This is a genomic window from Methylobacterium hispanicum, from assembly GCF_022179285.1.
GTDB lineage: Bacteria > Pseudomonadota > Alphaproteobacteria > Rhizobiales > Beijerinckiaceae > Methylobacterium > Methylobacterium hispanicum.
On record NZ_BPQO01000002.1, the window covers coordinates 87,606 to 107,948 of the forward strand.

Genomic DNA, 20,343 nt, shown 5'->3' on the forward strand with positions numbered 1-20,343 from the left:
ACGTCGCGAATCGGACCGTCGCAACAGCCTAGGCCGCCATCGGGGCACTGCGCCAGCGGGGCCAGCGACAACAACGGCCGGTTGAAGGCTGCGCCGACGGATTTCGGGACGGCGCCGCGAATCGGGTGGAGGCGTCGCTTAACCACGGCGGTTAATCTTGCGTTTCGCCCTCCGATCCATGAAAAGCCCGGTGCTCCGGAAGCTGCGCCGTGCGGCGTCGGCGCGTGATGCCATCGCCCCGGGTCGAGGAAAGACGATCCCATGCTCGATTACGCGCAGGCGCGACGCCTGATGGTCGACTGCCAGCTGCGGACGTTCGACGTGAACGACAACGCGGTGCTGGACGCCTTCGATTCGGTCCCGCGGGAGCGCTTCGTGCCGCAGGGTCGCGAGGGCTTCGCCTATATCGACCAGACGCTTCGCTTCGGCGGGACGGGGCCCGACGCGCGCTGCCTGCCGGCCCCGATGGTGCTCGCCAGGATGATCCAGGCGCTCGCCCTCAAGCCCGGAGCACGGGCGCTCGACGTCGCCGGCGCCTACGGCTACGCGGCCGCGATCATGGCCCGCCTCGGGGTCTCGGCGACGGTGCTGGAGCCGGCGTCCGATCTCGCCGCCGGGGCGCGCGAGCGGCTCGCGGGCGAGGCCGAGGTGGTGGAGGGGCCGCTGGAGGCGGGCGTTCCCGCGCGTGCCCCGTACGACGCCGTACTGGTCAACGGCCGCGTCGAGGTACGGCCGCAGACCCTGCTGGACCAGCTCGCCGACGGCGGCCGTCTCGTCTGCGTGTTCGGGCCCGAACGCGCCGCCAAGGCGACGCTGTTCGTCCGGGCGGGGGACGCGTTCGGCTCGCGGCCGATCTTCGATGCGAGCCTCCCGGCACTCGTGGCCTTCGCCGAAGAGGCTGGCTTCGCCTTCTGACTAGGCAGGCGGACTGTCGCCTTTATACGCCACCCGGACAAGATTCAGGTGTGTGGCGTCGGACAGTCTGGGCCTCGTGGCCAAGCATCGATTAAGGTCAAGCCAGGGCGGGCTTGATCGGGTGTGCGCAGAGTACCGCGCAGCCGTCGCGTGTTGGCGGACATCCGAGACAATCGAGAAACCGCAAGGGCTGTTCGACGTGAGAAGACGTACACCTGAGACGCGTGCCGCGTTCCGGCTGGCCGGCCTCGCCGTCACCGCCGGCTTGTCGGTGGGAGTGGTCGGCATCGGGGCCGCTTCGGCGGAAACGCTGGAGAGCGCGCTCGCCAGGGCCTACGCGGGCAACCCGCAGTTGAACGCCAGCCGGGCGCTCACACGGGTGCGCGACGAGGACGTCGCCATCGCCCAGTCGGGCTACCGGCCGACGGTCGGCGTCAACGTCCAGGCCGGCGTCACGCAGACGGAGGGCAACACGCTCTCGACGCAGGCCGTCACGGGTGGGCGCGGCGGCCAGAACATCGCGATCCTGACCAAGCCCGCCTCCGCCGGCATCACCATCAACCAGAACCTGTTCAACGGGTTCCAGACCGACAACAACACCCGGCGCGCCGAGTCCGGCGTCTACAGCCAGCGCGAGACCCTGCGCTTCACCGAGTTGAGCACCCTGTACAGCGCCGTCCAGGCCTACATGAACGTGCTCTCGGACACCGCCACACTGGAGCTGCGCCGCAACAACGTCGAGGTTCTCGAGGAACAGCTCCGCCAGACCCGCGACCGCTTCAACGTCGGCGAGGTCACCCGCACCGACGTCGCCCAGGCGGAGGCCCGCCTCGCGGGCGCCCGCGCCGAGGTGAGCGCGGCCGAGTCGCAGCTGCGCACCAGCATCGGCATCTACCGGCAGGTGATCGGCGTCGAGCCGCGCCAGCTCGCGCCGGGCCGCCCGCTCGACCGCTACGTGCCGGCGAGCCTCGACGCGGCCATCGCGGTCGGGCTCAAGGAGCATCCGCAGATCCTCTCGGCACTCCACGCCGTCGACGCCTCCGAGGCGCAGGTGAAGGTGCTGGAGGGCGCGCTCGCGCCCCAGCTCAGCGTTCAGGGCTCGGTGCAGCAATTCTACGACCAGCAGATTCCGAACACCCAGGGCGTGGCCGCCTCGATCCTCGGCCGCCTGACCATCCCGATCTATCAGGGCGGCCAGGAATACGCCCAGATCCGGCAGGCCAAGGAGACGGTCGGCCAGACCCGCATCCAGGCCGAGTTCGTGCGCGACCAGATCCGCGCGCAGATCGTCAGCTTCTGGGGCAACCTCGAGGCGGCCAAGGCCCGCGTCATCGCCTCGCAGGCTCAGGTCCAGGCCAACGAGGTGGCGCTGAACGGCGTGCGCGAGGAGGCTCGCGTCGGCCAGCGCACCACCCTCGACGTGCTGAACGCCCAGCAGGAACTGCTCAACGCCCGCGTGAACCTCATCGTGGCGCAGCGAGACCGCGTGATCTTCTCCTACGGCGTGGTCCAGGCGATCGGCCGGCTGACCGCGCGCTACACCGCGGTGCCGGTGGCGCTCTACAGCCCCAAGACGCACTTCGATCAGGTGAAGGATCTCTGGTACGGGGTCGGCACGCCGGACGGCCGATAGACCCGCGGGGACAAGCGCGTTTTCCGCTGGACTGTGCTCCGGACGCGCTTGTTCGGTTAGCGAAGCGTGAAATACTGGCGCCGGCCGATACCGATCGGCGTCAGATCACCTCCCGAGCGCCGTCCGGATGAGTGCAGCGAGCCCCAAGATTCAGGACAAGACGGCGGAGAAGGCGCACGAGCCTTCGATGGAGGAGATCCTCGCCTCGATCCGGCGGATCATCGCCGACGATCAGGCGGCCAAGCCCGCCGAGCCGGCCCCGAAACCCACCGTGGTGCCCGAGCCCGACGACGTGCTCGACCTCGCCGAGTTCGCCGAGCCCGCGCCCAAGCCCGAACCGGCGTCAAAGCCCGCACCGGCCTCCAAGCCCGCGCCGCTCGATCCCGACCCGCTCGATTTCGGCGTCGAAGAACTCGATTTCGACGCGATCAGCGTCGAGCCGGATCCCGAGCCTGAGCCGCCCGCGGCTCCCCCGCCGCCTGCGCCGCCCCAGGCCCGCGCCCCCGAGCCGGTCTTCGCCGAGCCGGCGCCGGCCGAGCCCCTGATCTCGGCCGCGACCGATGCCAGCGTGAACAGCGCCTTCAACGCGCTCGCCCACACGGTGCTGTCGCGCAACGCCCGGACGCTGGACGACCTCGTCGCCGAGATGCTGCGGCCGATGCTGAAGGCGTGGCTCGACGACAACCTGCCGGTGATGGTCGAGCGGCTGGTCCGCGCCGAGATCGAGCGGGTCTCCCGCGGGCGCTGATCCCGCGCGAGATGGGCGTGCCGTGTTGACGGGACGCCCGCGACGGGTTGAAAGCGGGCAGCTTCCAGACACGCCCGCGATCGGCCCGTACACCCCATGATGGACAAGACCTTCGATCCCGCCGCCGTCGAGGCGCGCGTATCCGGCGCCTGGGAGGCCGAGGGCGCCTTCCGCGCCGGCCGCCCCGAGCGCGCGGGCGCCGAGCCCTACTGCATCGTCATCCCGCCGCCGAACGTGACGGGCACGCTCCATATGGGGCACGCCCTCAACAACACGCTGCAGGACGTACTCTGCCGCTTCGAGCGGATGCGCGGCAAGGACGTGCTCTGGCAACCGGGCACGGACCATGCCGGCATCGCCACGCAGATGGTCGTGGAGCGCAAGCTCGCCGCCGACGGCGAGCCGGACCGCCGCTCGCTCGGCCGCGAGGCCTTCCTGGAGCGGGTCTGGGCCTGGAAGGCGGAATCGGGCGGCGCCATCGTCAACCAGCTCAAGCGGCTGGGCGCCTCCTGCGACTGGTCGCGCGAGCGCTTCACCATGGACGAGGGCCTCTCGGCCGCCGTCCTCAAGGTGTTCGTGGACCTCCACGCGCAGGGGCTGATCTACCGCGACAAGCGGCTCGTGAACTGGGATCCGAAGTTCCAGACCGCGATCTCGGACCTCGAAGTTCAGCAGATCGAGACCAAGGGCAACCTCTGGCACTTCGACTACCCGGTCGTGGACGAGGGCGGCGCCGAGACCGGCGCGGTCATCACGGTCGCGACCACGCGGCCCGAGACCATGCTGGGCGACACGGCGGTCGCGGTCCACCCGGAGGACGAGCGCTACACGGCCCTCGTCGGCAAAAGGGTGCGCCTGCCCCTGGTCGGCCGCCTGATCCCGATCGTGGCGGATACATATTCCGATCCCGAGAAGGGCACCGGCGCGGTGAAGATCACCCCGGCGCACGACTTCAACGACTTCGAGGTCGGCAAGCGCCACGGCTGCGCGCTGATCAACGTGCTCGACCCCGAAGCGCGCATCCTCATCGACGGCAACGCGGCTTTCCTGGCCGATGCCGCGCCCGAGGCCGAGACGCTGGCGCTCCACGGCCTCGACCGGGCCGAGGCGAGGAAGCGCGTCGTCGCCCTGATGGAGGAGCGTGGCCGCCTGCGCCAGATCGAGCCGAACACCCACGCGGTGCCGCACGGCGACCGCTCGGGCGTCGTCATCGAGCCCTATCTGACCGACCAGTGGTACGTGAACGTCAAGCCGCTGGCCGAGCGCGCGCTCCAGGCGGTCCGCGACGGGCAGACCCGCTTCGTGCCGGACAACTACGAGAAGATCTTCTTCCAGTGGCTGGAGAACATCGAGCCCTGGTGCATCTCGCGCCAGCTCTGGTGGGGCCACCAGATCCCGGTCTGGTACGACGACGAGGGCGGCGTCTACGTCGCGCTGGACGAGGCCGGGGCGCTGGAGAAAGCCGAGGCCGCGCGCGGGCGCCCGGTCGCGCTCACCCGCGACCCGGACGTCCTCGACACGTGGTTCTCCTCGGGCCTCTGGCCGTTCTCGACGCTCGGCTGGCCCGAGAGCACGCCGGAACTCGCCCGCTTCTACCCGACCAGCACCCTCGTCACCGGCAAGGACATCCTGTTCTTCTGGGTCGCCCGCATGATGATGCTGGGCCTGCACGTCACCGACCGGGTGCCCTTCGCGACCGTCTACCTGCACACGCTGGTGCGCGACGCGTCCGGCGCCAAGATGTCGAAGTCGAAGGGCAACGTGGTCGATCCGCTCGGGCTGATCGATCAGTACGGCGCCGACGCGCTGCGCTTCACGCTCGCCGCGATGGCCGCGCAGGGGCGCGACATCAAGCTCGCGGTCAACCGCGTCGAGGGCTACCGCAACTTCGCGACCAAGCTCTGGAACGCCGCCCGCTTCGCCGAACTCAACGGCTGCCGGCTCGATCCCGCCTTTCGGCCGGAGGCCGTGCGCCAGCCGGTCAACCGCTGGGCGCTCGGAGAGGCCGCCCGCGCGGTCGCGGAGGTCGAGGGCGCGCTCGACGCCTACCGCTTCAACGACGCGGCCACCGCCGCCTACCGCTTCGTCTGGAACATCTTCTGTGATTGGTACCTAGAGCTGGCCAAGCCCGTGCTCCAGGGTGAGGGCGTCGAGGCCGGCCTGAAGGCCGAGACGCAGGCGAGCGTCGCCTTCCTGATCGACCAGATCGCCAAGCTCCTGCACCCGTTCATGCCCTTCCTCACGGAGGAGCTCTGGGCGATCAAGGGCGCGGACCTGCCCGGGCGCGGCCTGCTGGCGCTGGCCCCCTGGCCGGCGCTCGCCGGTCTCGCCGACGCGGGGGCCGAGGCGGAGGTCGGATTCGTGGTCGATCTCGTCACGGAGGTGCGCTCGGCCCGCTCCGAGACGAGCGTGCCGGCCGCCGCCCAGGTGCCGCTGGTGATCGTCGGTGCGAGCCCCGAGGTGCGGGCCCGGATCGAGGCATGGCGCGACACGCTGGTGCGCCTCGCCCGCCTCTCGGAGATCGCCTTCGCGGACGCCGCCCCGAAGAACGCCGTGCAACTGCTCGTGCGCGGCAGCGTCGCCGCGCTGCCGCTGGAGGGGATCGTCGATCTGGCCGCCGAGGTCGCGCGCCTCCGGAAGGAGGCCGCCAAGGCCGAGGGCGAGATCCGCAAGATCGACGGCAAGCTCGGCAACGCGGACTTCATCGCACGCGCACCCGAGGAGATCGTGGAGGAGAACCGCGAGCGCCGCGAGGCGGAAAGCGAGCGGCTGGCCAAGATCCGAGAGGCGCTGACGCGGCTGGAGGGCTGAGGCCTCAGCCCGCGAACTTGAGCCCCGCGATCCCCGCCACGATCAGCCCGATGCAGGCGATCCGGGCGGCGGTCGCGGGCTCGCCGAACAGGACGATGCCGAGGATCGCGGTGCCGACCGCGCCGATGCCGGTCCAGACCGCGTAGCCGGTCCCGACCGGCAGGGTGCGCAGCGCGATCGCGAGCAGAACCACGCTCGCCGCCATCGCGGCGAGGGTCAGCACCGAGGGCACGATCTTCGTGAAGCCCTCCGTGTATTTGAGGCCGATAGCCCAGCCGGTCTCGAGCAGACCGGCGACGAGGAGGAGGATCCAGGCCACGTGTCGGCGTCTCCCAGGGTTGCGCGCGCTGTTTGCGCGACGGGAGCGCCCGAACCAAGCCCGAACCTGACCAAACCGTAATGCGCCCGCCACCGGTGGGTCAGGGGCAGGGGTCTAGGACAGCGTCATCGCCGCCCGCGCGGCGCACAGCTTTCCGACCGGAGACCCCGATGCCCGAGACCCGTACCCACCGCCGCGCCCTCGCCTCCGTGGCCGCAGCCGCGCTTCTGGCGGGCGGCGCGATCGGCGGCGCCTACCTGCCGGCCGCCACCCCGGCCTACGCGCAGGCCCTGCCCAAGACCCCGATCGAGGCCCCCGAGCACCCGCCGGGCTCGTTCGCCAACATCGTCGACAAGGTGAAGCCCGGCGTCGTCTCGGTGAAGGTCAAGCTCGACGACACCGCCAGCATGGACGACGACGACGGCCCCAGCCAGGGCGGCCGCAACATGCAGAACGTGCCGCCGCAGCTGCGCGAGTTCTTCCGCCGCTTCGGCCAGAACGGCGGGCCGGGCGGCCAGCAGCAGCGGGGCGGCAGCCGCGGCGCCGTAGGCTCGGGCTTCATCATCTCGGCCGACGGCTACGTGGTGACGAACAACCACGTCGTGGACCACGGCAAGACCGTGCAGGTCACCCTCGACGACGGCCGCACCCTCGACGCCAAGGTCATCGGCAAGGATTCCAAGACCGACATCGCCCTTCTGAAGATCAAGGAAGCCGGCAGCTACCCCTACGTCCAGTTCGGCAAGGGCGCGCCGCGCGTCGGCGACTGGGTGGTGGCGATCGGCAACCCGTTCGGCCTCGGCGGCACGGTGACGGCGGGCATCGTCTCGGCCCGCGGCCGCGACATCGGCGCCGGGCCCTACGACGACTTCCTGCAGATCGATGCGCCCATCAACAAGGGCAACTCGGGCGGCCCCACCTTCAACGTCAACGGCGAGGTGGTGGGCGTGAACACCGCGATCGCCTCGCCCTCGGGGGGCAGCGTCGGCCTCGCCTTCGCGATCCCGGCCGAGACGGTGCAGGCCGTGGTCGAGCAGCTGCGCACGGACGGCAAGGTCGCCCGCGGCTATCTCGGCGTGCAGGTCCAGCCCGTGACGCAGGACATCGCCGAGGGCCTCGGTCTGGCGAAGCCCAAGGGCGCGCTCGTCGATCACGCCGAGGACGGCACGCCCGCCGCTAAGGCGGGCCTGAAGTCCGGCGACGTGATCGAGAAGGTCAACGGCGACCCGATCAACGATGCGAAGGAGCTGTCGCGCAAGATCGCCGGCCTCAAGCCCGGCGCGAAGGTCGATCTCGCCTACCTCCGCGGCGGCAAGGCCGACACCGCGACGGTGACGCTCGGCTCGCTGCCGAGCGACGGCAAGGTGGCGAGCCGGGGCGATTCGGAAACGAACGGGCAACCGCGGCTGGGCCTCAGCCTCGCGCCGGCCTCCGAGGTGGGCCTCGCCGACCAGGGCGTCGCGGTGGTCGAGGTCGATCCGGACGGGCCGGCCGCCGCCAAGGGCATCGAGCAGGGCGACCTGATCCTGGATGTCGGCGGCCAGAGCGTCAGCAAGCCCTCGGAGGTCGCGGCGCAGATCCGTTCGGCCGAGAGCGCCGGCCGCAAGGCGGTGCTGATGCGGGTGAAGAGCGGCAAGGGCGTCACCCGCTTCGTCGCGGTGCAGCTCAACAAGGCGGGTTGAGGCCGCTCCCGCCTCAGGATCCACGGGAAGGCGCCGACCGGCAGCGGGCGGCGCCTTCCGCGCGTTCGGCCCCTATTCAGCGGCGCCGGGCACGGTCTACATCGGTGCCATGCGCGCCGCACCGCTCCTCCTCGCTTTCGCCTGCCTCGCCGCTCGGCCGGCGCGGGCCGATTCCTGCGACGCGCTCGCGGCCCGGGTGATCCGCGTCACTGGCGCCTCGCTCGCCGGCCGGGCGGAGCCGGGCGCGGTGTTCCGGGCGGCGCATGCCGACCGGATGAGCCTGGATTGCCGGGCCCCCGCCCGCATCGTGATCGGCTCGGGCGAACGCCGGCCGCCCGTCGGCTGGTTCACGCTGGTCGGGCTCGCGGCCGAGGCGCTGGGCAAGGCCCGGCTCCGGGACGCGCAGGCGGCAGCGCTCAACCTCCACCAGGACTCGCTGCTCGCCGAGGTGCCGATGCAGGCGCGCGTCGGCGGCGTGATCCTGCGCTGCGATACAGGCCCGCGCGCCGTGGGCCTCGCGGGTTTCGTCAGCCTCTGCGTGGTCGAGCGGCGCGACGGCCGCCCGCGCAAGGGCTCCCTCGTGCGCAAGGCCGCCCTTCCGCGGGCGCTCGCGCCCGGCTAGACCGGCCGCATGTCGGATACAGCCTCGAACACCCCCACCGTCGTGAAGGTCGGCAGCGCCGCCTTCGGCAACCACCTGCCCCTCGCGCTCATCGCCGGCCCGTGCCAGTTGGAGAGCCGCGACCACGCCCTCGAGATCGCCGCGGCGCTCAAGGCGATGGCGGAGGCGCGCGGGATCGGGCTCGTCTTCAAGGCCTCCTTCGACAAGGCCAACCGCACGTCCGGCTCGGCCGCGCGCGGTCTCGGCCTGGAGGGCGCGCTGCCGATCTTCGCCGAGATCCGCGAGAGGCTGGGCCTCCCGGTGCTCACCGACGTGCACGCGGCCGAGCAATGCGCGCCGGTCGCCGAGGTTGTGGACGTGCTCCAGATCCCGGCCTTCCTCTGCCGCCAGACCGACCTGCTACTCGCCGCCGCGCGAACCGGCCGGGCGGTCAACGTGAAGAAGGGTCAGTTCCTCGCCCCCTGGGACATGCGGCATGTGGCGGCCAAGGTCACGGAGGCGGGCAACCCGAACGTCATCGTCACGGAGCGCGGCGCGTCCTTCGGCTACAACACCCTCGTCTCCGACATGCGCAGCCTGCCCATCATGGCCAAGGTCACCGGCGGCGCGCCCGTGGTGTTCGACGCGACCCATTCGGTGCAGCAGCCCGGCGGACAGGGGGCGAGCTCGGGCGGCCAGCGCGAGTTCGTCGCCGTGCTGGCCCGGGCCGCGGTCGCGGTCGGGGTTGCGGGCGTCTTCATCGAGACCCATCCCGATCCCGATCGGGCTCCCTCGGACGGGCCCAACATGGTGGCGCTGGCGGACATGCCGGCGCTCCTCGACGAACTCCTGGCCTTCGACCGGCTGGCGAAGGCACGGCCCGACGCCTGAGGCGCGGACCGAGGGTCAGCGCGCCGGGACTAGCACGTGGGCGCGCAGGGGCTGCGTCAGGCGGTAGCCGTCCTCTCCGGGCGCCGCCGCGCCCTCGAAGGCGGCGCGGATCCCCGCCGGGTCTGCCGCGATCGCCGCCTTGCGGGCGGGATCGACGGCCGTCACCCGGTCCAGGAAGGCCGCGAGGTCGGGAAAGGTCTCGTGCCGCTCGAAGGTGACGTCGCGGGGGCAGGAGAAGGCGCCCGAGGCGATCGCCGCCGCGATGGCCGCCTGCGCCGCCGCCCGGATCGCGGTCTCGTCCTCGATGGGTCTGAGCGCCGCGAAGAAGCTTCCGGCGGCCAGCGGCTCGACCACGACGATCGGGCGGCCCGGACCGACGACGCGCGCAGCCTCCGCGAGCGCGGACTCCGGTCCGGGCACGTGGTGGAGGGCGTTGAGGATCACGGCGCCGTCGAAGGTGCCGTCGGCGAACGGCATGGCCTCGGCCGAGGCCCGCTCGAACCGGGCGTCCGGCACCCGGGCCGCGGCGGCCCGGATCGCGGCCTGGCCCGGATCGATCCCTGTCACCGCAGCGCCCCGCTCCGCGAGAGCTCTCGCCAGGACGCCCGACCCGCAACCGATGTCGAGGATCCGCCGCCCCTCGATCGGCGCGAAGGTCTCGAGGACGAGCGACAGGGTATCCATGCGGAAGTCTCCGTGGGGGCGCCCGATCCTAGAGCGTCCGTCGGCGACGTCCATGCGTGTGGAAGGAGGTTCGGAGTTCGGCGCGCCGAGGAGGGTTCTGCGTCGTCGGAACAAGGTGCGAAAGGGGTTCAGGCTCCGTTCATCTCGGCGGAACCCTGTCCTACCCGGTCGATAGGCGGCACCGTGCCAGTATTGCGAGAACGAAGACCGGCGGAACCCTCGCGCCGGATCGGCGTTGAATCCCCGAAATCGATCACTGATCGAGAAAGGATATCATGCGCAAGTTCGCCATCATCTCCGCCGCCGCTCTGACCCTCGGAACTCTCGCGACGACGGCGGCAGACGCCCGGCCGCGCGGCTATTATGGCCATGGCTACGCCCCGCACGCGGGCTACGGTTACGGACATCGCGGTCGCCGCGGCATCGGTACCGGCGCAGCTGTCGGCCTCGGCATCGCGGGCCTTGCGGCGGGTGCGATCGCGGCTGGCGCGGCGCGGGACGCCTACGCCCGGGACGGCTATTACGGCCGCCCGGCCTACGGTTACGGCGGCCCGGCCTATGGGTACGGCTACGGCTACTGAGCCGACACCCACAGGGTTGAATGAAGGGCGACCGGCGCGAGCCGGTCGCCTTTTTCGTGCGCTCTAGCGTCCGCGGTAGGGTGGCACTCCGGGGTCGGGCAGCCAGACCGTCTTCGGCGGTTCGCCGGTCTGCCAGAACACGTCGATCGGAATGCCGCCGCGCGGGTACCAGAATCCGCCGATCCGCAGGTAGCGCGGCTCCAGGAGTTCGGAGAGCCGCTTGCCGATGGCAACGGTGCAATCCTCGTGGAAGGCGCCGTGGTTGCGGAAGGCACCGAGATAGAGCTTCAGCGCCTTCGATTCGACAAGCCATCGGTCGGGCACGTAGTCGATCACCAGGATCGCGAAGTCCGGCTGGCCGGTGACGGGACAGAGCGAGGTGAATTCCGGCGCGGTGAAGCGGGCGCAGTAATCCGTGTCGGGATGCGGGTTCGGGACACGGTCGAGGCGGGCTTCCTCAGGCGAGGTGGGCAGGGGCGTGGCCTGCCCGAGCTGGAGCGTATCGTTCGTCATCCGACCGCTATACCCCGCGGGCCGCGCCGTTGCATCAACGGCCGGGGCGGGGCAGCCGCGCGCCACCCGACGACGCGCGCCAGGGGCAGGTATCCAACGCACGGCTTGCCGGACCGCCGAGGTTGGACAATAAGCCCGGCGACCACGCGCCGCGGGCCCGTCGCCGATTCGTGGCGCCGCGGCGCGCCGACGCAGACAGGGGAGGGGATTTCCATGACCGCGATCACCAACATCGCCGCCCGCGAGATCCTGGACAGCCGGGGCAATCCGACCGTCGAGGTCGACGTGCTTCTGGAGGACGGCTCCTTCGGGCGCGCCGCGGTGCCGTCGGGCGCCTCGACCGGCGCGCACGAGGCGGTCGAGCTGCGCGACGGCGACAAGGGACGCTACGGCGGCAAGGGGGTGCTCAACGCCGTCCAGGCGGTGCAGACCGAGATCCTCGACGCGATCGGCGGCATGGATGCGGAGGATCAGGTCGCCGTCGACGAGGCGATGATCCATCTCGACGGCACCCCGAACAAGGCGCGGCTCGGCGCCAACGCGATCCTGGGCGTCTCGCTCGCCGTGGCCAAGGCCGCCGCCGAGACCTCGGGCCTGCCGCTCTACCGCTACGTCGGCGGCGTTCAGGGCCGGGTGCTGCCGGTGCCGATGATGAACATCATCAACGGCGGCGCGCACGCCGACAACCCGATCGACTTCCAAGAATTCATGATCATGCCCGTCGGCGCCGACTCGCTGGCCGAGGCGGTGCGCATGGGCGCCGAGGTGTTCCACACCCTCAAGAGCGCCCTGAAGAAGGCCGGACACAACACCAATGTCGGCGACGAGGGCGGGTTCGCCCCGAACCTCCCCTCGGCCGAGGCCGCGCTCGACTTCGTGATGGAGTCGATCCAGGCCGCCGGCCTGAAGCCCGGCCAGGACGTGGTGCTGGCCCTCGACTGCGCCGCCACCGAGTTCTTCAAGGACGGCGCCTACCACTACGAGGGCGAGGGCCGCACGCGAGCGATCGAGGAACAGGTCGATTACCTCGCGGAGCTGGTCTCCAAGTACCCGATCCTGTCGATCGAGGACGGCATGTCCGAGGATGACTGGCAGGGTTGGAAGCTGCTCACCGACAAGATCGGCAGCCGCTGCCAGCTCGTCGGCGACGATCTCTTCGTGACCAATGTCGAGCGCCTGTCGCGCGGCATCGAGAGCGGCACCGGCAACTCGATCCTGATCAAGGTCAACCAGATCGGCTCGCTCACCGAGACGCTCGCCGCCGTCGATATGGCCCAGCGCGCCGGCTACACCGCGGTGATGTCGCACCGCTCCGGCGAGACCGAGGACTCGACCATCGCGGATCTGGCGGTCGCCACGAATTGCGGACAGATCAAGACCGGCTCGCTCGCCCGTTCCGATAGACTGGCCAAGTACAACCAGCTCATCCGCATCGAGGAGGGCCTCGGGCCGCAGGGGCGCTACGCCGGCCGCCAGGCGATCAAGCAGCTCGGCCGCTGAGCCGTCGGCCTGCGGTCCTTCGAGCCCCCGGCGTCAGCGAGGCCGGGGGCTTTCGCGTTCTCCAAGACATCCTGACGGACATCCCGGCTGCGTTAGGGCATTCGTAACCTTGCCGCGGGATGGTCGGGGCATGGTCGTCCGTCGCCGCGTCAGAATGGTCGTGCTCCCGCTCGCTCTCTGGAGCGTGTCGGCACTCGTCGTGGGTTACTTCGTCACGCAGGCCGAGAACGGCAACCGCGGGCTGGAAGCCAAGCGCACGCTCAAGATCCAGGCCTACGGGCTCGCGCAGGAACTCGCCGCCGCCAAGGCCGAGCGCGCAACCTGGGAACACCGGGTCGCCCTGTTGCGGAGCGAGCAGATCGACCGCGATCTGCTCGAGGAACGCGCCCGCGTCGTACTCGGACGGGTTCATGCAAACGATGTGGTTGTGATCACGCCGTAAGCCCGAAACTAGAGGTGGTATCGCCCTGACAACCATGCATGGCTGTCAGAGGGGCGCCACTCGCAATCGCGGTCGTCCTGGCCTAAACCGAGCCCCGAAACGGTCATATTCCGGGGAGCGAAGCATGGACGCCGGCAAGGACGCCGCGAAGGACGCGGCGCAGGCGAAGCCTGAGGCGACCAAGGATGGCGCGGAGGCGGCGCACCGGCCCGCCCCGAACGCTCCGCAGTTCACCCGTGACGAGGACCTTCACGCCTACCGCGAGATGTTGCTGATCCGCCGCTTCGAGGAGAAGGCGGGCCAACTCTACGGCATGGGCCTGATCGGCGGCTTCTGCCACCTCTACATCGGCCAGGAAGCCGTCGTCATCGGCATGCAGATGGCCTCGGTCGAGGGTGATCAGGTCATCACCGGGTACCGCGACCACGGCCACATGCTCGCCACCGGCATGGAGAGCCGCGGCGTGATGGCCGAACTCACCGGCCGCCGTGGCGGCTACAGCCGCGGCAAGGGCGGCTCGATGCACATGTTCAGCCGCGAGAAGCAGTTCTTCGGCGGCCACGGCATCGTCGGCGCTCAGGTCGCACTCGGCACTGGCCTCGCCTTCGCGGACGCCTACCGGGAGAACGGCAAGGTCAGCCTCACCTACATGGGTGACGGGGCGGCCAACCAGGGCCAGGTCTACGAGAGCTTCAACATGGCGGCCCTCTGGAAGCTGCCGGTCGTCTACGTGATCGAGAACAACCGCTACGCCATGGGCACCTCGGTCGCCCGCGCCTCGGCGCAGACGGACTTCTCGAAGCGCGGCCTCTCCTTCGGCATCCCGGGCGAGCAGGTCGACGGCATGGACGTGCGCACCGTGCGCGAGGCGGCGACCCGCGCCATCGAGCACGCCCGCTCCGGCCAGGGCCCCTACATCCTCGAGATGCAGACCTACCGCTACCGCGGCCACTCGATGTCCGACCCGGCCAAGTACCGGTCGAAGGACGAGGTCTCGAAGATGCGCGACGAGCACGATCCGATCGAGATGGTGCGCAAGCGCTTGATCGAGTTGCACGGCGTCGACGAATCCGAGTTGAAGGCGACCGACGCCAAGGTGCGCGAGATCGTCAACGACGCGGCCGAGTTCGCCACCAACGATCCCGAGCCGGATCCCTCCGAGCTGTGGACCGACATCCTGCTGGAGGCGAGCGCCTGACCGGCGCTCTCCAGCACGCACGCAATAGCCGCCCGCCTCACTGGCCGCCCCGCCGCCCCACGACAGAGCAGAACATGGCGACCGACATCCTGATGCCCGCCCTCTCTCCGACCATGGAGGAGGGCAAGCTGGCGAAGTGGCTGAAGAAGGAGGGCGACACGGTCAAATCCGGCGACGTGCTCGCCGAGATCGAGACCGACAAGGCCACGATGGAGGTCGAGGCCATCGACGAGGGCGTGCTCGCCAAGATTCTGATCGCGGAGGGCACCGAGGGGGTCGCCGTCAACACGCCGATCGCGATCATCGCCGGCGAGGGCGAGGATGTGGCTGCCGCCGCGGCTTCCGGGGGCAAGGGCAAGCCCAACGGCGCCGCCCAGGGCGGCCAGCCGGCCCCGACGCCCGATATGCAGGCCGAGGGACTGGCCGAGAAGCCGGCGCCCGCCGCCAAGACGGGCGACGACGCCCAGCGCGCTCCGGCCGCGCCCGCCACCATCACCAACAAGGCCAAGGAGCCGGTGATGGAGGAGTTCCCGGCCGGCACCGAGATGGTGACGATGACCGTGCGCGAGGCGTTGCGCGACGCCATGGCCGAGGAGATGCGCCGCGACGGCGACGTCTTCATCATGGGCGAGGAGGTCGCCGAGTACCAGGGCGCCTACAAGGTCACCCAGAACCTGCTGCAGGAGTTCGGCGCGCGGCGCGTGGTCGACACCCCCATCACCGAGCACGGTTTTGCCGGCATCGGCGTCGGCGCGGCCCTGTCGGGCTTGAAGCCGATCGTCGAGTTCATGACCTTCAACTTCGCCATGCAGGCGATCGACCACATCATCAACTCGGCCGCCAAGACGCTCTACATGTCGGGCGGCCAGCTCGGCTGCCCGATCGTGTTCCGGGGCCCGAACGGCGCCGCCGCCCGCGTGGGTGCCCAGCACAGCCACGACTACGCCGCCTGGTACTCGAACGTGCCCGGCCTCAAGGTGATCGCGCCCTACACGGCCTCCGACGCGAAGGGCCTGCTCAAGGCCGCGATCCGCGATCCGAACCCGGTGATCTTCCTCGAGAACGAGATCCTGTACGGCCAGTCCTTCCCGGTGCCGAAGCTCGATGACTTCGTGCTGCCGATCGGCAAGGCCCGGGTGCACCGCCAGGGCTCGGACGTCACCATCGTGTCCTTCGCCATCGGCATGACCTACGCGCTCAAGGCCGCGCAGGCGCTGGCCGAGCAGGGCATCGAGGCCGAGGTGATCGACCTGCGCACGATCCGCCCGATGGACACCGACACGGTGGTCGAGTCGGTCAAGAAGACCGGCCGCTGCATCACGGTCGAGGAGGGTTTCCCGCAATCCGGCATCGGCGCCGAGATCGTGGCCCGCCTGATGGTCGACGCCTTCGACTACCTCGACGCGCCGGTGATCCGCATCACCGGCAAGGACGTCCCGATGCCCTACGCGGCCAATCTCGAGAAGCTCGCGCTGCCCTCCGTGGCCGAGGTCGTCGAGGCCGCCAAGAGCGTCTGCTACAAGTAGGCCCGCGCGCCGCTCATCCCCCGCGCCTCCGCGCGGGGCGACACCGAGAGGGCTGCCAGCCATGAGCCAAGCGTTCGAGGAACTCTCCGTGCCCCCCGACGTCGCCGAGAACGGCGGCGTCGAGGTTCTGCGCGCCATCGTGGTGGACGGCGCGGTCAGCGTCGCCCTGCGGCGCTCCTTCGACGATCCGGCGACCTGGGGCCGCCTCCTCATGGACCTCGCCCGGCAGGCCGCTCGCGCCTACGCGCTGGAGACCGAGATGTCGGAGGAGGAGGCGTTCGAGCGCATCCGCGCGGGAATCGAGGCGGACAGCCTCGATTCCGGCGACCTCAACTAGCGGCGACTGCCCCATGGGAGCGCCCGCCCACCGACCCGCGACCTACGCCGACCTCCAGGCCGTGCCGGAGCATCTGGTCGCGGAGATCATCGACGGCGCGCTGGAGACGCATCCCCGTCCGCGCCCGAGACATGCCGTCGTCGCCGCTGAATTGACCGCCGAGCTGGTTCCGCCTTTCGGTCGCGGGCGCGGTGGCCCCGGCGGATGGATTTTCATGGTCGAGCCCGAACTGCATCTCGGGACGCAGGTCGTGGTGCCGAACATCGCTGGGTGGCGTCGCTCCCGCCTGCCGACAGAACCCGAAACGGCCTTCATCGAGACGCCGCCGGACTGGGTCTGCGAGATCCTGTCGCCGTCGACCACCCGGATCGACCGGGGGCCGAAGCGCCGCATCTACGCTGAATTCGGCGTCGGCCATCTCTGGCTGCTCGATCCGACGGCCGGCCTGCTCGAATCCTTCACCCTGACCGAGGGCACGTGGCGCCTCGACGGCACCGTCCAGCGCGGTGAGACCGTGGCACTGCCGCCCTTCGATGCCGTCCCGTTCCCGCTCGACGACCTGTTCGCCTTCGACGATCCGGCCGCCCCGTCACCGTCCGAGACCTGAGACCATGCCGATCAACGTCCTGATGCCCGCCCTCTCCCCCACGATGGAGAAGGGCAACCTCGCCAAGTGGCTCAAGAAGGAGGGCGACGCGATCAAGTCCGGCGACGTGCTGGCCGAGATCGAGACCGACAAGGCCACGATGGAGGTCGAGGCCATCGACGAGGGCGTCCTCGCCAAGATCGTGGTGCCGGAGGGCACGGCGGACGTGCCGGTCAACGACCTGATCGCGATCATCGCGGGCGAGGGCGAGGACGTCTCCGCAGCGGCCGCGGGCGGCGGCGCCGCGCCGAAGGCCGAGGCCAAACCCGCCGCCGAGGCGCCGAAATCCGATGCCGGGCAGAACACCACGCCGGGCGACGGCCACATGTCCTACGCCCGCGTGAACGAGGCGCCGGACGCCGCGAAGCCCGCCGCGGGTGGCGGACAGGCCGCCGCCCCGGCCTCCTCGGGAGGTCGCGTCTTCGCCTCGCCGCTGGCGCGCCGCATCGCCAAGCAGGAGGGCGTCGATCTCGCCGCCGTCCAGGGCTCGGGCCCGCACGGCCGCATCATCGCCCGCGACGTGCAGGAGGCGAAGGCCTCCGGCGCCACCAAGGCGGCCCCGGCCCCTGCTCACCAGGCCGCCGAGACCCCGAAGGCCGCAGCCCCCGCGCCGAAGGCCGCTCCGGCCGGCGGCGCGCCCGCCGGGCTCAGCCTCGATCAGGTGCGGGGCTTCTACCAGAAGGACGCCTACGAGGAGGTTCCCCTCGACGGCATGCGCAAAACCATCGCCAAGCGCCTCACCGAGGCGATGCAGGTGGCCCCGCACTTCTACCTCACTGTCGATTGCGAGCTCGACGCGCTGATGAAGCTGCGCGAGACGCTGAACGGCTCGGCCGGCAAGGACCGGGACGGCAAGCCGCTGTTCAAGCTCTCGGTCAACGACTTCGTCATCAAGGCGATGGGCCTCGCACTGACCCGCGTGCCGGCCGCCAACGCGGTCTGGGCCGAGGACCGGATCCTGCGCTTCAAGCACGCCGAGGTCGGCGTGGCGGTGGCCATCGACGGCGGCCTGTTCACCCCGGTCATCCGCCGGGCCGACGAGAAGACGCTCTCGGCCATATCGAACGAGATGAAGGACTTCGCGGCCCGCGCCCGCGCCAAGAAGCTGAAGCCCGAGGAGTACCAGGGCGGCGTCACCTCCGTGTCCAACCTCGGCATGTTCGGGATCAAGCACTTCACCGCGGTGATCAACCCGCCGCAATCCAGCATCCTGGCGGTGGGTGCGGGCGAGAAGCGCGTCGTGGTGAAGGACGGCCAGCCGACCGTCGCCCAGGTGATGACCTGCACGCTGTCCTGCGACCACCGCGTGCTCGACGGGGCGCTGGGCGCCGAACTGGTCTCGGCCTTCAAGGGGCTCATCGAGAACCCGATGGGCATGCTGGTCTAAGGCGCGCGGGGGAAGAGCGACATGTCCGACACCTACGACATCCTCGTCATCGGCGCGGGCCCCGGCGGCTACGTCACGGCGATCCGCGCGGCGCAGCTCGGCTTCAAGACGGCCGTGGTCGACCGCGAGCATCTCGGCGGCATCTGCCTGAACTGGGGCTGCATCCCCACCAAGGCGCTGCTGCGCTCGGCCGAGATCTACCACTACATGCAGCACGCCTCCGATTACGGGCTCTCGGCCAAGGAGGTCTCGTTCGATGCCGCCGCGATCGTGAAGCGCTCGCGCGGCGTCTCCGGCCGGCTCAACGGCGGCGTCGGCATGCTGCTCAAGAAAAACAAGGTCGACGTGATCTGGGGCGAGGCCACGGTCGAGTCCGTCGCCAAGGGCAACGAGCCCGGCAAGGTCACCGTGAAGGAGACCAAGCGCGCGGAGGCCCCGAAGGGCGCCAAGGGGGCCGGCAGCTACAGCGCCAAGCACATCATCCTGGCGACCGGTGCGCGCCCGCGCGCGATCCCCGGCATCGAGCCCGACAAGAAGCAGATCTGGACCTACTACGAGGCCATGGTGCCGGAGGCGATGCCGAAGTCCCTGCTCGTGATGGGCTCGGGCGCGATCGGTATCGAGTTCGCCTCGTTCTACCGCACCATGGGCGCCGAGGTGACGGTTGTGGAGCTGCTGCCGCAGATCCTGCCCGTCGAGGACGCCGAGATCGCCGGCATGGCCCGCAAGCGCTTCGAGAAGCAGGGCATCAAGATCCTCACCGGTGCCAAGGTGACGAAGGTCGAGAAGGGCGCGAACGCCGTCACGGCGACGATCGAGGGCTCAGACGGCAAGAGCCAGCAGATCTCGGCCGAGAAGCTGATCTCGGCGGTGGGCGTCGTCGGCAACATCGAGAATCTTGGCCTCGAGAAGCTCGGCGTGAAGACCGACCGTGGCACCATCGTCACGGACGGGCTCGGACGCACCAACGTGCCGGGCCTCTACGCGATCGGCGACGTCGCAGGCCCGCCGATGCTCGCCCACAAGGCCGAGCACGAGGGCGTCATCTGCGTCGAGACCATCAAGGGTCTGCACACGCACCCGATGGACAAGGGCAAGATCCCGGGCTGCACCTATTGCCACCCGCAGATCGCCAGCGTCGGCCTTACCGAGGCCAAGGCCAAGGAGCAGGGCTTCCAAGTCAAGGTCGGCCGCTTCCCCTTCGCGGGCAACGGAAAAGCCATCGCGCTCGGCGAGCCGGACGGCCTGATCAAGACGATCTTCGACGCCAAGACCGGCCAGCTGCTCGGCGCCCACATGATCGGCGCCGAGGTAACCGAGCTGATCCAGGGCTATGTCGTCGCGATGACGCTGGAGAGCACCGAGGAAGAGCTGATGCACACGGTCTTCCCGCATCCGACGCTCTCCGAGATGATGCACGAGAGCGTGCTCGACGCCTACGGGAAGGTGATCCACACCTGAGCCGCGGTGGCCCGGCCAGGCCCGATCGGTCACGCGGTCCGGTCTGGCCCTCCGACGCAACCGGCGGTCGTGTCGTCAGATTTCGCGCGCTCGGCTTCGCCCGGCGCGCGTGCCGGCGGCAAGCGGTTGCCCTGCCCGACGAAAAAGGCCCGTCAGCCGATGGGCTGACGGGCCTTCGCAGGGGCCACGCGTTCTCTTGTGCGTAGCGGGAGCATCCGGCCCGACCGGCCCTGCCGGACGGGGAACTCGACCGCCGCGCTCGAGGCGCCACTATCCCTGCAGGTTCCTGTTCGGCGGCGTGTCCTGATCCGGATCGGCGGTACGAGATGTCGGGACGCAGGAACCGTGACGGCTCATCGCAGGCCTCCTCTCTCAAGACCGACGCCCGATCTGGCGCCGAGATCCAGAGGCTAGATCGGTTTCGTGTCGGTTCGCAAGCCGTCTTTTCGTAGGACGGCGTCCGATCGC

General features: G+C 70.3%; 19 protein-coding genes. 16 read left to right on the plus strand and 3 right to left on the minus strand.

What is annotated here, in order from left to right:
- Window positions 1-261 precede the first annotated feature (261 nt).
- The 4 genes from MFF56_RS02405 to MFF56_RS02420 all read left to right on the plus strand — a co-directional run bounded on the left by MFF56_RS02405 (window position 262) and on the right by MFF56_RS02420 (window position 6,107).
- Window positions 262-915, plus strand: a complete 654-nt coding sequence (locus MFF56_RS02405; RefSeq protein WP_066924474.1) for a protein-L-isoaspartate O-methyltransferase family protein — start codon at window positions 262-264, stop codon at window positions 913-915.
- 199 nt (window positions 916-1,114) lie between these two features.
- Window positions 1,115-2,548: a TolC family outer membrane protein gene (locus MFF56_RS02410; protein WP_066924472.1), complete on the plus strand. Its 1,434-nt coding sequence runs from the start codon at window positions 1,115-1,117 to the stop codon at window positions 2,546-2,548.
- 187 nt (window positions 2,549-2,735) lie between these two features.
- On the plus strand, window positions 2,736-3,296 hold the full coding sequence (locus MFF56_RS02415; protein ID WP_444543607.1) for a PopZ family protein: 561 nt from the start codon (window positions 2,736-2,738) through the stop codon (window positions 3,294-3,296).
- Between the two features lie 96 nt (window positions 3,297-3,392).
- Complete coding sequence (locus tag MFF56_RS02420) at window positions 3,393-6,107, plus strand: valine--tRNA ligase (RefSeq protein ID WP_066918186.1); 2,715 nt, start codon at window positions 3,393-3,395, stop codon at window positions 6,105-6,107.
- Window positions 6,108-6,111: 4 nt separating this feature from the next.
- Here MFF56_RS02420 and sugE read toward each other — a convergent pair whose 3' ends face one another.
- Window positions 6,112-6,426, minus strand: a complete 315-nt coding sequence (gene sugE / locus MFF56_RS02425; protein ID WP_066918184.1) for a quaternary ammonium compound efflux SMR transporter SugE — start codon at window positions 6,424-6,426, stop codon at window positions 6,112-6,114.
- 170 nt (window positions 6,427-6,596) lie between these two features.
- Here sugE and MFF56_RS02430 point away from each other — a divergent pair, with 170 nt between their 5' ends.
- From MFF56_RS02430 to kdsA, 3 genes are all read left to right on the plus strand, one after another.
- Entirely contained in the window at window positions 6,597-8,108 is a 1,512-nt protein-coding gene (locus MFF56_RS02430; protein ID WP_238229378.1) for a Do family serine endopeptidase, read from the plus strand.
- Window positions 8,109-8,217: 109 nt separating this feature from the next.
- Window positions 8,218-8,730, plus strand: coding sequence for a hypothetical protein (locus MFF56_RS02435; protein ID WP_238229379.1), 513 nt, complete (start codon window positions 8,218-8,220; stop codon window positions 8,728-8,730).
- A gap of 9 nt (window positions 8,731-8,739) precedes the next feature.
- A complete protein-coding gene (gene kdsA / locus MFF56_RS02440; protein WP_066920340.1) occupies window positions 8,740-9,600 on the plus strand; it encodes a 3-deoxy-8-phosphooctulonate synthase in 861 nt (286 codons plus the stop codon).
- Window positions 9,601-9,615: 15 nt separating this feature from the next.
- On the opposite strand, the gene MFF56_RS02445 is transcribed toward kdsA, so the two are convergent.
- Entirely contained in the window at window positions 9,616-10,284 is a 669-nt protein-coding gene (locus tag MFF56_RS02445; protein ID WP_066920338.1) for a class I SAM-dependent methyltransferase, read from the minus strand.
- A 275-nt stretch (window positions 10,285-10,559) separates the two neighbouring features.
- On the opposite strand from MFF56_RS02445, the gene MFF56_RS02450 reads away from it, so the two are divergent.
- Entirely contained in the window at window positions 10,560-10,865 is a 306-nt protein-coding gene (locus tag MFF56_RS02450) for a hypothetical protein (RefSeq protein WP_066920336.1), read from the plus strand.
- 63 nt (window positions 10,866-10,928) lie between these two features.
- Here the strand turns inward: MFF56_RS02450 and queF are convergent, their stop codons facing one another.
- Complete coding sequence (gene queF, locus MFF56_RS02455) at window positions 10,929-11,378, minus strand: preQ(1) synthase (RefSeq protein WP_066920334.1); 450 nt, start codon at window positions 11,376-11,378, stop codon at window positions 10,929-10,931.
- 213 nt (window positions 11,379-11,591) lie between these two features.
- On the opposite strand from queF, the gene eno reads away from it, so the two are divergent.
- From eno to lpdA, 8 genes are all read left to right on the plus strand, one after another.
- Window positions 11,592-12,878 (plus strand): phosphopyruvate hydratase, encoded by a 1,287-nt coding sequence (gene eno / locus MFF56_RS02460; RefSeq protein ID WP_066920332.1) that lies wholly within the window; start codon window positions 11,592-11,594, stop codon window positions 12,876-12,878.
- A gap of 130 nt (window positions 12,879-13,008) precedes the next feature.
- Complete coding sequence (locus tag MFF56_RS02465) at window positions 13,009-13,320, plus strand: FtsB family cell division protein (protein ID WP_066920330.1); 312 nt, start codon at window positions 13,009-13,011, stop codon at window positions 13,318-13,320.
- A gap of 124 nt (window positions 13,321-13,444) precedes the next feature.
- Window positions 13,445-14,518, plus strand: coding sequence for a pyruvate dehydrogenase (acetyl-transferring) E1 component subunit alpha (gene pdhA / locus MFF56_RS02470; RefSeq protein ID WP_066920328.1), 1,074 nt, complete (start codon window positions 13,445-13,447; stop codon window positions 14,516-14,518).
- Between the two features lie 74 nt (window positions 14,519-14,592).
- A complete protein-coding gene (locus MFF56_RS02475) occupies window positions 14,593-16,044 on the plus strand; it encodes a pyruvate dehydrogenase complex E1 component subunit beta (RefSeq protein ID WP_238229380.1) in 1,452 nt (483 codons plus the stop codon).
- Between the two features lie 61 nt (window positions 16,045-16,105).
- Window positions 16,106-16,381, plus strand: a complete 276-nt coding sequence (locus MFF56_RS02480) for a DUF5076 domain-containing protein (RefSeq protein WP_066923797.1) — start codon at window positions 16,106-16,108, stop codon at window positions 16,379-16,381.
- A gap of 13 nt (window positions 16,382-16,394) precedes the next feature.
- Complete coding sequence (locus MFF56_RS02485; RefSeq protein WP_066923795.1) at window positions 16,395-16,988, plus strand: Uma2 family endonuclease; 594 nt, start codon at window positions 16,395-16,397, stop codon at window positions 16,986-16,988.
- Window positions 16,989-16,992: 4 nt separating this feature from the next.
- On the plus strand, window positions 16,993-18,414 hold the full coding sequence (locus tag MFF56_RS02490; protein ID WP_238229381.1) for a pyruvate dehydrogenase complex dihydrolipoamide acetyltransferase: 1,422 nt from the start codon (window positions 16,993-16,995) through the stop codon (window positions 18,412-18,414).
- A gap of 21 nt (window positions 18,415-18,435) precedes the next feature.
- Window positions 18,436-19,875: a dihydrolipoyl dehydrogenase gene (gene lpdA / locus MFF56_RS02495; RefSeq protein WP_066921945.1), complete on the plus strand. Its 1,440-nt coding sequence runs from the start codon at window positions 18,436-18,438 to the stop codon at window positions 19,873-19,875.
- The last annotated feature ends 468 nt before the right edge of the window (window positions 19,876-20,343 follow it).

Excerpts from the sequence above, each read along its gene's own strand:
- MFF56_RS02405 (WP_066924474.1), top strand. The coding sequence starts at position 262 with ATGCTCGATTACGCGCAGGCGCGACGCCTGATGGTCGACTGCCAGCTG.
- MFF56_RS02415 (WP_444543607.1), top strand. The coding sequence starts at position 2,736 with ATGGAGGAGATCCTCGCCTCGATCCGGCGGATCATCGCCGACGATCAG.
- MFF56_RS02420 (WP_066918186.1), top strand. The coding sequence starts at position 3,393 with ATGATGGACAAGACCTTCGATCCCGCCGCCGTCGAGGCGCGCGTATCC.
- MFF56_RS02430 (WP_238229378.1), top strand. The coding sequence starts at position 6,597 with ATGCCCGAGACCCGTACCCACCGCCGCGCCCTCGCCTCCGTGGCCGCA.
- MFF56_RS02435 (WP_238229379.1), top strand. The coding sequence starts at position 8,218 with ATGCGCGCCGCACCGCTCCTCCTCGCTTTCGCCTGCCTCGCCGCTCGG.
- kdsA (WP_066920340.1), top strand. The coding sequence starts at position 8,740 with ATGTCGGATACAGCCTCGAACACCCCCACCGTCGTGAAGGTCGGCAGC.
- MFF56_RS02445 (WP_066920338.1), bottom strand. The coding sequence starts at position 10,284 with ATGGATACCCTGTCGCTCGTCCTCGAGACCTTCGCGCCGATCGAGGGG.
- MFF56_RS02450 (WP_066920336.1), top strand. The coding sequence starts at position 10,560 with ATGCGCAAGTTCGCCATCATCTCCGCCGCCGCTCTGACCCTCGGAACT.
- queF (WP_066920334.1), bottom strand. The coding sequence starts at position 11,378 with ATGACGAACGATACGCTCCAGCTCGGGCAGGCCACGCCCCTGCCCACC.
- eno (WP_066920332.1), top strand. The coding sequence starts at position 11,592 with ATGACCGCGATCACCAACATCGCCGCCCGCGAGATCCTGGACAGCCGG.
- MFF56_RS02465 (WP_066920330.1), top strand. The coding sequence starts at position 13,009 with ATGGTCGTCCGTCGCCGCGTCAGAATGGTCGTGCTCCCGCTCGCTCTC.
- pdhA (WP_066920328.1), top strand. The coding sequence starts at position 13,445 with ATGGACGCCGGCAAGGACGCCGCGAAGGACGCGGCGCAGGCGAAGCCT.
- MFF56_RS02475 (WP_238229380.1), top strand. The coding sequence starts at position 14,593 with ATGGCGACCGACATCCTGATGCCCGCCCTCTCTCCGACCATGGAGGAG.
- MFF56_RS02480 (WP_066923797.1), top strand. The coding sequence starts at position 16,106 with ATGAGCCAAGCGTTCGAGGAACTCTCCGTGCCCCCCGACGTCGCCGAG.
- MFF56_RS02485 (WP_066923795.1), top strand. The coding sequence starts at position 16,395 with ATGGGAGCGCCCGCCCACCGACCCGCGACCTACGCCGACCTCCAGGCC.
- MFF56_RS02490 (WP_238229381.1), top strand. The coding sequence starts at position 16,993 with ATGCCGATCAACGTCCTGATGCCCGCCCTCTCCCCCACGATGGAGAAG.
- lpdA (WP_066921945.1), top strand. The coding sequence starts at position 18,436 with ATGTCCGACACCTACGACATCCTCGTCATCGGCGCGGGCCCCGGCGGC.